The 12054-nt window shown below is 70.6% G+C and carries 14 protein-coding genes and 1 pseudogene; 8 read left to right on the plus strand and 7 right to left on the minus strand.

What is annotated here, in order from left to right:
- Positions 1-378: 378 nt before the first annotated feature.
- Together AB0Q96_RS28175 and AB0Q96_RS28180 are read right to left on the minus strand one after the other, a co-directional pair.
- Positions 379-522 carry a hypothetical protein gene (locus AB0Q96_RS28175; protein WP_365330236.1) on the minus strand — a complete coding sequence of 48 codons (144 nt, stop codon included), beginning with the start codon at positions 520-522 and terminating at the stop codon, positions 379-381.
- Positions 523-657: 135 nt separating this feature from the next.
- The gene (locus AB0Q96_RS28180) at positions 658-1200 is read right to left on the minus strand and encodes a diadenosine tetraphosphate hydrolase (protein WP_365330238.1); all 543 of its coding nucleotides are present in this window, start codon (positions 1198-1200) and stop codon (positions 658-660) included.
- Between the two features lie 113 nt (positions 1201-1313).
- Here AB0Q96_RS28180 and AB0Q96_RS28185 point away from each other — a divergent pair.
- Positions 1314-2454 (plus strand): annotated as a pseudogene (locus tag AB0Q96_RS28185) (Tn3 family transposase); the annotation flags it as partial.
- An 11-nt stretch (positions 2455-2465) separates the two neighbouring features.
- Positions 2466-2654 carry a hypothetical protein gene (locus tag AB0Q96_RS28190; protein ID WP_365330240.1) on the plus strand — a complete coding sequence of 63 codons (189 nt, stop codon included), beginning with the start codon at positions 2466-2468 and terminating at the stop codon, positions 2652-2654.
- 219 nt (positions 2655-2873) lie between these two features.
- On the opposite strand, the gene AB0Q96_RS28195 is transcribed toward AB0Q96_RS28190, so the two are convergent.
- Positions 2874-3329 (minus strand): hypothetical protein, encoded by a 456-nt coding sequence (locus tag AB0Q96_RS28195; protein WP_365330242.1) that lies wholly within the window; start codon positions 3327-3329, stop codon positions 2874-2876.
- Positions 3330-3657: 328 nt separating this feature from the next.
- Here AB0Q96_RS28195 and AB0Q96_RS28200 point away from each other — a divergent pair, with 328 nt between their 5' ends.
- From AB0Q96_RS28200 to AB0Q96_RS28215, 4 genes are all read left to right on the plus strand, one after another.
- Complete coding sequence (locus AB0Q96_RS28200; RefSeq protein WP_365330244.1) at positions 3658-5157, plus strand: MFS transporter; 1500 nt, start codon at positions 3658-3660, stop codon at positions 5155-5157.
- Positions 5158-5177: 20 nt separating this feature from the next.
- Positions 5178-5723 carry a TetR/AcrR family transcriptional regulator gene (locus AB0Q96_RS28205; RefSeq protein WP_365330246.1) on the plus strand — a complete coding sequence of 182 codons (546 nt, stop codon included), beginning with the start codon at positions 5178-5180 and terminating at the stop codon, positions 5721-5723.
- A gap of 176 nt (positions 5724-5899) precedes the next feature.
- Positions 5900-6673 carry a hypothetical protein gene (locus AB0Q96_RS28210; RefSeq protein ID WP_365330248.1) on the plus strand — a complete coding sequence of 258 codons (774 nt, stop codon included), beginning with the start codon at positions 5900-5902 and terminating at the stop codon, positions 6671-6673.
- Positions 6674-6783: 110 nt separating this feature from the next.
- Complete coding sequence (locus tag AB0Q96_RS28215; RefSeq protein ID WP_365330250.1) at positions 6784-7476, plus strand: PP2C family protein-serine/threonine phosphatase; 693 nt, start codon at positions 6784-6786, stop codon at positions 7474-7476.
- A 103-nt stretch (positions 7477-7579) separates the two neighbouring features.
- Here AB0Q96_RS28215 and AB0Q96_RS28220 read toward each other — a convergent pair whose 3' ends face one another.
- Together AB0Q96_RS28220 and AB0Q96_RS28225 are read right to left on the minus strand one after the other, a co-directional pair.
- The gene (locus AB0Q96_RS28220; protein WP_365330252.1) at positions 7580-8635 is read right to left on the minus strand and encodes an ArsO family NAD(P)H-dependent flavin-containing monooxygenase; all 1056 of its coding nucleotides are present in this window, start codon (positions 8633-8635) and stop codon (positions 7580-7582) included.
- A 168-nt stretch (positions 8636-8803) separates the two neighbouring features.
- Entirely contained in the window at positions 8804-9223 is a 420-nt protein-coding gene (locus AB0Q96_RS28225) for an arsenate reductase ArsC (protein ID WP_365330254.1), read from the minus strand.
- Between the two features lie 332 nt (positions 9224-9555).
- On the opposite strand from AB0Q96_RS28225, the gene AB0Q96_RS28230 reads away from it, so the two are divergent.
- The gene (locus tag AB0Q96_RS28230) at positions 9556-9864 is read left to right on the plus strand and encodes a metalloregulator ArsR/SmtB family transcription factor (protein ID WP_365330256.1); all 309 of its coding nucleotides are present in this window, start codon (positions 9556-9558) and stop codon (positions 9862-9864) included.
- A complete protein-coding gene (arsB, locus tag AB0Q96_RS28235; RefSeq protein ID WP_365330457.1) occupies positions 9855-10961 on the plus strand; it encodes an ACR3 family arsenite efflux transporter in 1107 nt (368 codons plus the stop codon). The genes AB0Q96_RS28230 and arsB overlap by 10 nt, the downstream gene beginning before the upstream one ends.
- 71 nt (positions 10962-11032) lie before the next feature.
- On the opposite strand, the gene AB0Q96_RS28240 is transcribed toward arsB, so the two are convergent.
- Together AB0Q96_RS28240 and AB0Q96_RS28245 are read right to left on the minus strand one after the other, a co-directional pair.
- Entirely contained in the window at positions 11033-11389 is a 357-nt protein-coding gene (locus AB0Q96_RS28240; protein WP_365330258.1) for a metalloregulator ArsR/SmtB family transcription factor, read from the minus strand.
- Positions 11390-11551: 162 nt separating this feature from the next.
- The gene (locus tag AB0Q96_RS28245; protein WP_365330260.1) at positions 11552-11914 is read right to left on the minus strand and encodes a metalloregulator ArsR/SmtB family transcription factor; all 363 of its coding nucleotides are present in this window, start codon (positions 11912-11914) and stop codon (positions 11552-11554) included.
- Positions 11915-12054: the final 140 nt, after the last annotated feature.

A 12054-nucleotide genomic window follows, 5' to 3' on the forward strand; every position in this document is an offset into this window, starting at 1 on the left:
CCGCTCGCGAACTTGCGCCCGTCGTCGTACTTCGTGGCCTCGGTCCACCGAATCTCGCCCTCGTCGACGGACGAGTCCGCCCGGGTCTCAGACTCACCACTGACACACGGCACGGCCGCCGCCGCAGCGGCGTACGGGGCGTTCACCGTCGCCAGCGCAAGGACCATGGCAGCGACGACAGGCGTCATTGCCTGCGACAACACAGCGATGGCCGACACTCCTCACAACGCGGGTGGATGACGACCGTAGCGGCCAGCTCCCGCGATGCGCTTGGGAGCGACGCGCAGATCACCCGAACGAGCAGCAACAGCAAGAACCGTGCTGGCTCTAACCTGCCCCGGCGACCACGCCCAACGTGCGGATCCGCTCGTGCACCGGTTACTCGGCCGGCGCGGAGGTCGGCTCGTCGCAGATCAGGACGGGCACGTAGTGGCGGAAGAAGGTGTGCGCCAGGACCAGCTCTTCCGCACACCCCGAGAACAGATCGCCGAGGACGGATCCCCGACCACTGCCCAGAGCCATCGCCCACCGACAGTTCGGTACTCACCCGACGGGAGATCCTGGCCTCTGAATGACTCGGCCTCGCATACCCCCGCAATCATGAATTCCCCCTGCCGGGCGATCTCAAGATCTAGGGAAGGAGGTACTCCGCCACGTTCACGCCTGCCTCCTCGGCGAGTTCACGCTAGGCGGCGTGACGCCCTCAGGCCCGGAGTCGTCGAGTGCGTCGCCGATCGCAGAGCGGAGAGCGTCGTGCCCCGGGCCGAGGGCGTACCGCTCGTCGCTCCAGCGCTCTCTCGGGTAGAGCCACACCGGCACGCCCACAAGAGCGGCGGGCTCCCACTCGTACCGGGGCCAGATGTGGGCGTGCAGGAAACCGTCGGTGTTGCCGAGGATCTCCAGGTTCACTCGCCGGAACGCGGGGTCGAGCCGCCGGCAGGCCCGCTCCACGGCTTCCCCGAGGCGGTCCATGTCGGAGAGAAAGCGCAAGCGGCGTACCTTCGTCAGCTCGGACAGACGCTGTACCGCAGGGTCGTCCACCAGAAGTACGGAATATCCGGGCAGAAACTGAACGTCCCCGATGACCGCGAACCCCGCGTCGAGCCGCCGGAGAACCGACGGATTCTCACCTCGAAGCGCGCTCCCGATCCGGTCCGCCCGCCAGGCGATCCCCGCACTGTCCGCCGTCCCGTCCGTCATGGCAACCGACCCTACCGGCCGGCGTCGCCTCAGCCCCCTGCAGAAGCGATGCGACGGAGGTGCCCCTCTCATCCAAGCCGGTAGCTCACCCCGGGCTGCGGCTTCGGGGCGCTTCGTGGAAGCACTGAGTGCTGTCGGCGGCACACCTGGAGCCGGGCGAGGCGCGGGAGCAGGTGAAGCCCACAGCGCTGGCCTCGCTCGGCCTGTCGGCGGTTGCCGCCGAGCGCCTGGCCGCGCGGGCCGCGCTGCGGGACGGCGCCTACCGCGAGGTCGCCGCCCGCCTTCCGGCGAACGCGCGGATCAGGCGCCGACGGCGAGGGCGGCTGCACTTCGCGGCGCTGCTGGTCGCTCACAGCTGGAACATCGGCTTCACTCCGGTGGTGGGCGGCGCGGACGCGCTCAAGTACGGGCGGCTTTCCCGCGTCGACCAGACGCTCCTGCGGATGGAGACCTACCGGCAGGCCAACTCGGCACTGATCGACGCCCAGGCGTCGATCCCGCTCGCCCGGGTACGGGCGGCGGCCTGGTCGCCTCCGTCGACGGCATGCGCTTTGTCGTGCCGGTGCCATCGGTGTACGCCAGGCCGAACCCGAAGTACTTCGGCGCCTCCACCGGCGGTGGCGGGCGCCGGTCCGGGGCGACGTGGCTGAACCTGATCAACGACCGGGCCGCGGGTCTCGGGGGGGACATCATGGCCAGGACCCCGCGCGACTCCTGTACGTGCCGTGCTGGACGTCCTCCACGACCGCGACGGCGGGCGGCGCCCGGAGATGGTCGTCACCGACACCGCCTCGTACTCCGACAGCGCCTTCGGCCTGCTCAACCTGGCCGGGTTCGCCTACGCGCCGCAGCTGGCCGACCTGCCCGGCCAGAAGCTGTGGCGCATCGAGCCGAACTGGAAGGACGTGCTGCGGATCATCCGCTCGATCCATACCGGCGCGGTGCGGGCCTACGACGTGATCCGCATGCTCTCCCGGGACGGCCGCCCGCCCGCACTCGGCGACGCCATCGCGGACTCCGGGCGGATCGTTAGGACCCTGCACATCCTGTGCCTGGCCGACCAGCCGTCCTACCGGCGCCAGATCAAGGCGCAGGCCAATCTCCAGGAGGGCCGCCACTCGCTCGCCCGGAAGATCTTCCACGGCCCGTGCCGGGCAACTCCCCCAGCACTACCAGGAGGGCATGGAGCACCAGTTCGGCGCGCTGGGCCCGGTCCTCAGCGTCCTGGTGCTGTTCAACACCCGCTACATGGACCGGCGGACCTAGTGAACGTGGCGCTGGAGCAGTTGGCGCGGGCCGGGCTGGAGGAGCCGGCGTTCTCCACCCTGGACCGGATGGCGATGAGCATCCGCACGGACGCCTACGACGACATCTTCTTCTGGGGCGCCGGGCGGCGCGGCGAGGAGGAGCGCGCCGGACGGCTGCGGCTGCTGACTGTACTGGGGGGACCGTAGGACGCGCGCGCGGGACGGCCCGATGAGCTGGTGGCGCCCGCGATGGCCTCCGTCGAGGGCTCGAAGGACCGGCGGACGTTCTCGACCTTCTTGTGCCGGGACTTGGCCGCCCGAACCGGATGCCACGGATCAGGAGTGAGACGGCCGCCCGGCCGCCCTCACGTCCCCGGTGGCGTTCGCGCCGGTCGCCGACTCGTTGAGGGGTCCGGCCACGTCCCCTCAGGAACGCGGTTCGATCCCGAAGGAGAGCCCCTCCGGGGGCTCAGCGAGTTCGACCTGGTCGGGAACGTCGGCGAACAGGACAAGCAGCACGTCAGGGTCAAGAAGGTCCCGCCGCTGGGATGACCCGGCCGGTGCGGACACCGGGTCGGGCGCATGGAGGTGGGCCACGCCGTCCGTCCAGGCGAAGCGGGCTGCGGCTGCCGCGCCGGAACTGTTCACCACGGGGAGCTCGGCCGGGACGTACTTCCCGCCGCTCACGACAACCACGGGGCGACCGTCCCGGTACTCGATCGACAGGGTCGCGATGTCCTCGGGCTTGACCTGGTCCGCCGGGATCAACGTCGGCCCTGCGGGCACCGCCCCGGAGGACGGGGACAATCCGAGGTTTGCCATCTGCTCGGGCGACATCTGCACCGTGGCGGGGCCCTTGGCGTTGGGCGTGGTCTCGGACATGGCGTCTCCTCACTCGACGGCTCGCTGCCGACGCGCCTGGATCGTGCCCGCCGAACCCACACGGTAACCAGCTCTCAGCGCCCGCTGCCGCCGGGCGCGAGCCAGGCTGGTGACCTCGCCGATCGCCTCGGGGGACGGCTTGAAGTAGCGCCGGGCGTTCACCGGCTTCTTCCGCCGTACACATCGGCGACGGCGACAGTCCGGCCGCCGCGGGCCCCGCTTGTCAGGCGGGACTGAGGGGATGCCCCGGGGAACGGGCCCTCCCATAACTGTACTTTTCGTAAGGTACGGTTATGGGGGATTTCGACTGCTTTAGAGGTATGCGGACATGAGCTTGAGTACGAAGCGGCGCTGGCTGCTGCTCGCGGTGGTGAGTGCGGGACTGCTGCTGATCACCCTGGACAACTCCATCCTGTACGCGGCGTTGCCGACGCTGGTGGAGGACCTGGGCGCGAGCAGTTCGGAGAGCTTGTGGATCATCAACGCCTACCCGGTGGTCATGGCCGGGCTGCTGCTGGGCAGCGGGACGCTGGGAGACCGGGTGGGGCACCGGCGGATGTTCCTGATCGGGCTGGTGGTCTTCGGGCTCGCCTCGCTGGCGGCCTCGTTCTCGTCGAGCCCGGAGGCGCTGATCGCGGCTCGGGCGTTCCTGGCCGTGGGCGCGGCCGCGATGATGCCCGCGACCCTGGCCCTGATCCGCGTCACGTTCGAGAACGAACGCGAGCGCAACCTCGCCATCGCCATCTGGGGAAGCCTGGCGGTCGTGGGCAGCGGACTCGGGCCCATCGTCGGCGGCGTCCTGCTCAACAGCTTCTGGTGGGGGTCGGTGTTCCTCATCAACGTTCCCGTCGTCATCGCGGCGCTCATCGGCACGCTGCTCCTCGCGCCGCCCAATGACGCGGACCCGTCCAAGCGCTGGGACCTGCCCTCCTCGCTGCTTTCGCTCGTCACCCTCGTCGGTCTCGTGATCGCGATCAAGGAGACGGCGAAGGTCGACCACGCTCCCCTCGTCATCGCCACCGCCGTCCTCGCGGCCGTTGTGGGCGGCTGGGCGTTCGCGCGTCGGCAGCGCCGTCTGCCCTACCCGCTGCTGGACTTCGCGATCTTCCGCAACCCGGCGTTCCTCGCCGGTGTGCTGGCCGCCGGGCTGGCCCTGTTCGCCATCGCGGGCATTCAGCTGATCACCACCCAGCGCTTCCAGCTCGTGGAAGGCTTCACCCCCCTGCGCGCGGGGCTCCTCGTCGCCTCCGTCGCGCTGGGAGCGCTGCCGACGGCCCTCATCGGCGGCGCCATCCTGCACAAGGTCGGCCTCCTGCCCATCATCGCGGGCGGTCTCACCCTCGGCACGGCCGGCACCGCCGTGGTCCTGGTCAACTTCGACACCAGCATGGGACTGCTCGTCACCGGTCTGGTGATGACCGGCGCGGGACTCGGAGCGGCGATGTCGGTGGCCTCCAGCGCCATCATGGGCAACGTTCCCGCCCGCCGGGCCGGCATGGCCTCCTCCGTCGAAGAGGTCTCCTACGAATTCGGCAGCCTCATCGCGGTCGCCCTCCTCGGCAGTCTCCTGACCGCCGTCTACAGCGCGACCATCGACCTGCCCGCGGGAGTGCCCGACCGGGCACGCGACAGTATCGACGCCGCGCTCGCCCTCGCCGGCGAGAGCAACCCCGCCCTGGTCACCGCGGCCTCGAACGCCTTCGACAACGCCTACTCCGCCGTGGTGACGGTGGTCGTCGGCGTCCTCGCCGTCGGCACGGTCGCCACGGGCCTGCTCCTGCGCCGTTACGGCCCCGGATCCGCGCTGACCGCCTCCGCGCACCACTGAAAACCGTACCGGGAGCACGCATGCGGACCAGCAAACGTACCCAGATCCTCGAAGCGGCCGCCCGCGTCGTGGAGCGTGAAGGCGTCAAAAGTGTCACCTTCGACTCCGTCGCCGCCGAGGCCGGCCTGACCAAGGGCGGCCTCCTCTACCACTTCGCCTCCCGCGACGATCTCGTCCGGGCCATCCATCAGCACCTCGCCGACCAGTGGGAGGCGCAGATGGCGGCAGTTGCAGGGAAGCCGGCCGCCGAAGCCGACGCGGCCGAACGACTCGCCGCCTACACCCGCGTCGCCACCCAGACCGCCACCCGGGCCGAACTGCTGCTCATGCTCGAAGGCGCGACGACCGCCGAGCACCTGGCCCCCTGGAACGCCGTGATCGGACGGTGGGCACCACCCCCGCCCACCTCCACCGACGACCCCGCCGTGCTCGACCGCTTCATCGCCCGCCTGGCCGCCGACGGGCTGTGGCTGTACGAATCCCTGACGGCCGAACGCCTCGACCCCGCCCTACGACAAGCCATCGCCGAACGCATCGCCGGCACCCTCGACCACGATGTCCGCTGACCGACGTACGCTGACCGCTCCGCTTCCGCGTCGTGCCGCACGCCTGGACCCGCCCAACGGGTTCGGGCTCGACCGGGGCCAGCATGTCGGCGACCTCGCCACAGTCAGCGCGATGGTGCGGAACATGCCGCTTTCGGATTAATCACGGCCTTTGGCCTGTTCGGCGGTCACGCTTTGTGATCCAGACCAGCACCGAGTCCTACCGCCACCAGACCACCCAGGAAGCCCTCTTCCCTCGCCAGGACTGGGGATCGGAGAGCAGCGTGGCAAGAAGGCGTTCCGTCTTCCGGTCGGCCGGAGTGGCACTGGTGGCGGCCGTGATCGTGGCCATCGCGCTGACCGTGGTGGATGTCGTGATCGCGTTCCGGGTCTACACCGGCACCGGGATGACCGGCGGTCACGCCGACAACGCCAGCCGCAGCGTGGACGCGCTGTTCTCCGCCATCCACGCCGCGGACGAGGACATGGCCAGAACCGCCGCCGACAGGAGGAAGCCGGTGCCTGCCCCGTACGCGATCCGCATCGAGGCGCTGGCCCAGGACATCGACGCCGACGCCCACTCGCTCGGCCTGGACCCGGAGAGCGCCGCACTCGCCGCCGCGCTCACCGACTGGCTCGCCCGGCCCGAGACCGGCCTTCACTCCCTCCTGACCTCCGCCGACGCCCTGGCTGCCGCTCTCGACGAGCACAAGGCGCAGGACCGTGCGGACGCTGTCGCCGCCCAGAAGGCCCTGCTCACCCTCCATCTGGGCTGCGTCACCGCTCTCCTGCTCATCCTGGGCGGCCTGGCTCTCGCCGTGTGGCGCAGGATCGTTCTGCCGCTCGCCGACCTCGAATCGCACCTCGGACGCACCGCCGCCGACACCGCCCCCGCCACCCGCATCCCCACCGCCCCACCCCGTGGCTCGGCGGCATCCTCGGCCAGGCCGAGCACACCCTGTGGGTCCTGAAACAGTCCCAGTACCAGGCCGGCAGGGACCGCGAGGCCCTACGCACCGACGCCGCGGCCTCCGAAGGAGTGCGCGGCATCCTGAACGCCCGTCACTCCCCAGGGCCCGGTGTGATCACGGGCGGGCGTATCCACACGGCCGAGGGCGTCATCGCGGGCGACTTCCTGGACGTCCTGCCCCTGCCGGACGGCACCACGGTCCTCCTCCAGGGCGACGTCGCGGGCCACGGCACCGACGCCGGCCTGCTCGCCGTCCAGATCAAGAGCGCCGTCGTCGCGGTCCTTCGTCTCGACCCCGATCCCCGCGCCGCGGCAGCCGCCGCCTGGGCCGTCGTCGCTCCCGAGGACGAGCGCTTCACCACCCTCGTCATCGCCGTCCTGGACCCCCGAGGACGGCGCCTCGCCTGGCTGAACGCCGGCCACGAGATCGTCCTGCTCCGCCGCGCCGACGGCACCGTCGACGAACTCGGAACCACGGGCCCGGTCGTCGGCCCGTTCATCACCGACCCCGACGGCATGTGGGACGTCCATGACTGCTCGCTCGCCCCCGGCGACCTGGTCGTACTGGCCACCGACGGCCTCACCGACGCCCGTGACCGCACCGGCGTCATGCTCGGCCGGGACGCGGTCATCACCACCGTGGCGGGCGCCGGGGCCGACCCGCGAGCGGTGGTCGGCGCTCTGTACCGGGCGATCGAGGACCATGGCGCCGACTGGGACCGCGACGACGTCAGCATCCTCGCCGCCACCGTCAAACAAGACGACAGCCGGGCCACCGCCCCACGGAGCAGGCCGGCTTCCTGAGCAGGGGCCGAAGTCTCCAGGAAGGTCGGCCCAGGTGTCGACGAAGGTGTCGAAAGCAAGGAGGCCGCCTTGCGGTGCCGCCTTCTGAACGTCTGAGCCGTGGTTACCGCAGCATCTCGGAGAGCTCTCGGACCGCTTCCCTCGCCGTGCGTCCCACTCCCACCAAGGTGGCAGAAGCCGGGCCGGTCCAGTCGCCGTAGCCGAGGAGGTGGACGCGGGGGTCGGTGAGGGACCGGGTGCCTTCGGTGGGGACCAGGCCCTCGGGGGTGCGGAGAGCGAGCGGAGTGAGGTGGGTGAGGGCGGGGCGGAAGCCCGTGCACCAGATGATGGCGTCGGCGTCCGCGGTCATGCCGTCCGGCCACGCCACGCCGGTCGGGGTGAGCCGCTCGAACATCGGGGTGGCCTTGAGGAGGCCGGCGTCGCGGGCTTCCCGTACGGGCGGGACGGCCACGATGTCGCCGAGGGACGCGATGCCGCCGGTGTCGGGGCGGCCCTCGTCGAGGGCGCGGCGGCGGGCGGTGGCGGCGTCGAAGAGGGCGCGGCCGTCGATGTCGTCGGGGAGGTAGCGGGGGTCGCGGAGGGTGGCCCAGGTCAGGTCGGTGTCGTACGCGAGGTCGGCGGCGATCTGGGCTCCGGAGTTGCCGCCGCCGACGACGATGACCCGTTGGCCCGCGAAGTCGTGGGGGCCTCGGTACTCGACGGTGTGGAGCTGGCGCCCCTGGAAGGTGTCGCGGCCCGGGACGGCGGGCATGAAGGGGCGCGACCAGGTGCCGGTCGCGCTGATGACCGCGCGGGCGTGCCAGGTGCCGGAGTCGGTTTCCACGCGCAGGAGTTCGCCTTCGTCGTGCACGCCGCGGACCCGGACCGGGCGGACGACCGGGAGTTCGTAGCGCTGCTCGTAGTCGGTGAGGTACTCGACGACGTGCCGCGCTTCCGGGAACGGCTCCCCCGGCTGGGGGGGCATGATCCGGCCGGGGAGGGAGGAGTAGGTCGCCGGCGAGAACAGGTGGAGGGAGTCCCAGGCGTGCCGCCAGGCGCCGCCCGGTACCGTCCCCGCGTCGAGGACGACGAAGTCCAGCTTGGCCCGGCGCAGGTGGTATCCCGCGGCCAGTCCGGCCTGGCCCCCGCCGATCACCACAACGTCGAACGTCCTGCTCATGTCGGGGACTTCCCTCTCTCGTGGCCGGCGATCGGGTGACGCCTCGGCAGCTTACTTCCGGTGGCCGTGCGCACGTACGGGAAGCGGCCGGGGCAGTCGTCGCCGGTCGCCGGTCGCCGAACCGGGGAGGTTGTCGAGCTCGGTGGGGGTGGCCAGGGGGGCAGGGGGTCATGCCTCCTGGCGTGCGTCGATGTCGGCGATGAGCGCTTCGATCCGGGACCGGATCCGGTCGCGGATCGGGCGGACGGCCTCCACGCCCTTTCCGGCCGGGTCCTCCAGTTCCCAGTTCAGGTACTTCTTGCCCGGGAAGATCGGGCAGGCGTCCCCGCAGCCCATGGTGATGACGTAGTCGGACGCCTGGACGGCCTCGGTGGTCAGGACCTTGGGCTCCTGGCCCGTGATGTCGATGCCGAGCTCTGCCATGGCCTCGATTGCCGACGGGTTGATCCGGTCTGCGGGCAGCGAACCGGCGGAGCGGACCTCGACGCGGTCACCGGCGAGGTGGCCGAGGAAGCCGGCGGCCATCTGGGAGCGGCCCGCGTTGTGGACGCAGACGAAGAGGACGGAGGCGAGCGGGGAGGCAGGCATGGGGGTGTTCCTTTGGTGCGGTGGCGCGGTGGCTCAGTGGCGCGGTGGCTCGGTGGTGCGGTGGTGCGGAGATCACGTGCCGGGCCGTGGGCAGGCCGTGAGGGGACGCCGGGCGTCGAGGGCGTACGGGGCGCGCCGGGGACGACGGCTACGACGGCTACGACGGCTACGACGGCTACGACGGCTACGACGGCTACGACGGCATCGTCAGGGCCGGGGTAACGGCCCGTGGCCGCGCGGCGTGCCGGTGGACACGGGCAGCGCCTCCTTCACGGGAACCATGATTCAGTTCAGGCTGGTGTCAGTCAGGAATGATGTGAGAGTATCAGCACATGATGATGTCAGTCGACACTGAACTGATGCGGGTGCTGGGTGATCCCCTGCGGCTTCAGATCGTGACCCTGCTCGCCCGCGAGACGCTGTGCACCACCCACCTCGTGGAGGAGACCGGCGCCCGGCAGACCAATCTCTCCAACCACCTGAGAGTGCTGCGCGACGCCGGGGTCGTGGAGACCGAGCCGTGCGGGCGCTTCACGTACTACCGGCTCCGTCCTGACGTCATCGCCCGGCTCGCCGCCCAGTTCGCCGAGCTCGCCGAGTCCGCCCGTACCGCTGCCGAGAACAAGAGGGCCTGTCCGTGACCCCCAACGCTCCCGCGACCACCGCCGACGAACAGTCGGTGGTCGCGAAGCTGTCGACGCTCGACCGATTCCTCGCCGTATGGATCCTGCTCGCCATGGCCCTCGGCCTCGGCCTCGGCCGCCTGATCCCCGGCCTCGACGACGCCCTGGCCAAGGTCGAGATCGGCGGGATCTCGCTGCCGATCGCCGTCGGGCTGCTGATCATGATGTACCCGGTCCTGGCGAAGGTCCGCTACGACCGCCTCGACGCCGTGACGGGCGACCGGAAGCTCATGGTGTCGTCCCTCGTCATCAACTGGGTGCTCGGCCCGGCGGTGATGTTCGCCCTGGCGTGGATCTTCCTGCCGGACCTCCCCGAGTACCGCACCGGCCTCATCATCGTGGGCCTCGCCCGCTGCATCGCCATGGTCATCATCTGGAACGACCTCGCCTGCGGGGACCGCGAGGCCGCCGCCGTCCTGGTAGCCCTCAACAGCGTCTTCCAGGTCCTGGCCTTCGGCCTGCTCGGCTGGTTCTACCTCGACCTCCTCCCCGGGTGGCTGGGCCTCGGCCAGGGTGAGGCGCTCGACATCTCCATGTGGAAGATCGCGCTCAACGTCGTCATCTTCCTCGGCGTCCCTCTCGCCGCCGGCTTCCTCACCCGCCGCATCGGCGAGAAGAAGCTGGGCCGCGAGACGTACGAGCAGAGGTTCCTGCCGAAGATCGGCCCCTGGGCCCTGTACGGCCTGCTGTTCACGATCGTCATCCTCTTCGCCCTCCAGGGGAGGACCATCACCTCGCAGCCGCTCGACGCCGTGCGGATCGCACTGCCGCTCCTGGTGTACTTCGCCGTGATGTGGTTCGGCACCTTCGCGCTCGGCAAGGCCATCGGCCTGCACTACGACCGCACCGCCACCCTCGCGTTCACCGCCGCCGGCAACAACTTCGAGCTCGCCATCGCCGTCGCCATCGCCACCTTCGGCGTCACCTCCGGCCAGGCCCTCTCCGGCGTCGTCGGCCCTCTCATCGAGGTCCCGGTGCTGGTCGCGCTGGTGTACGTGTCCCTGGCCTGGCGCAAGAGGTTCACCGCGCCGAAGCTCGCCGCCGCGCAGCGGTAGTCCACCGCGCCCCCTCCGCAGCCGCGCCCTGTCGGCTGCCGGCCCCCTCGGGTACGGCAGCCGACAGGGCGTCACGTGGACGCGGCCCGCACCAGCAGCCAGCCCATCGCGGCCAGCACCGCGGGTTCGAGGCGGTAGTAGACCCAGGTGCCGCGCCGCTCGGACGACAGCAGGCCCACTTCCTTGAGCTTCTTCAGGTGATGCGACACGGTCGGCAGGGACACCCCCACATCCGAGACCGCGCACACGCACGACTCCCCGCTCTCGTCCGACGCGATCGCCGACAGGAGCCGCAGGCGGATCGGGTTGCCGAGGGCGTGGAACATCCTCGCCGTCCGCTCGGCCTCCGTCGCCGACAAGGGACGCTCGGCCAACGGCGTACGCAGGGCCTCGATCTCGATGGGCGGCAGCCAAGGAGTGTGTGACATGCCGTCATGTTGACATACATCGAAGCAGGCACGTCAGGGGGCGTGGAGGCTCGAAGCTCAGGCGTCACACCCGTCACGGGACGACCGGTGGAAGCGGTCAGAGCGGGCGGCGGGCGGCCCACGCAAGGGCGGCCGTCAGCGCCGTCACCCGTACAGCCCGGCTCACACCGCCGCGGCCTGGGTCAGCAGCGCACCCATCGCGGCCAGGACGGCGGGCTCGACGCGGTAGTAGACCCAGGTGCCGCGCCGCTCCGAGGACAGCAGTCCCGCCTCCTTCAGCTTCTTCAGGTGGTGGGAGACCGTGGGCTGGGAGACGCCGACGTCGGAGATGTCGCAGACGCACGCCTCACCGCCCTCGTGCGAGGCGACGGCCGAGAACAGCCGCAACCGGACCGGATCGCCGAGCGCCTTGAACATGACCGCGGTCCGCTCGGCCTCCTCGGCCGTCAGGGGACGCTCGGCCAGCGGCGGGCAGCACGGCTCGACCTCGGGGTCCAGGACGGGAAGCGCCTTCACATTCGACATACATCTATGTTGACACACGTCAAACCAGTAGGGAGAGGCCGTCGAGGCCATCCAGGCCCCTCCTGGAATCGATATTCATCTATGTTGACGACCATCGATTCAGGTGCCATTCTGAGAGCAAGAGATCGACGGTTGTCGAA

Origin of the sequence: Streptomyces sp. NPDC093111, assembly GCF_040683955.1 — a bacterium.
Lineage (GTDB): Bacteria > Actinomycetota > Actinomycetes > Streptomycetales > Streptomycetaceae > Streptomyces.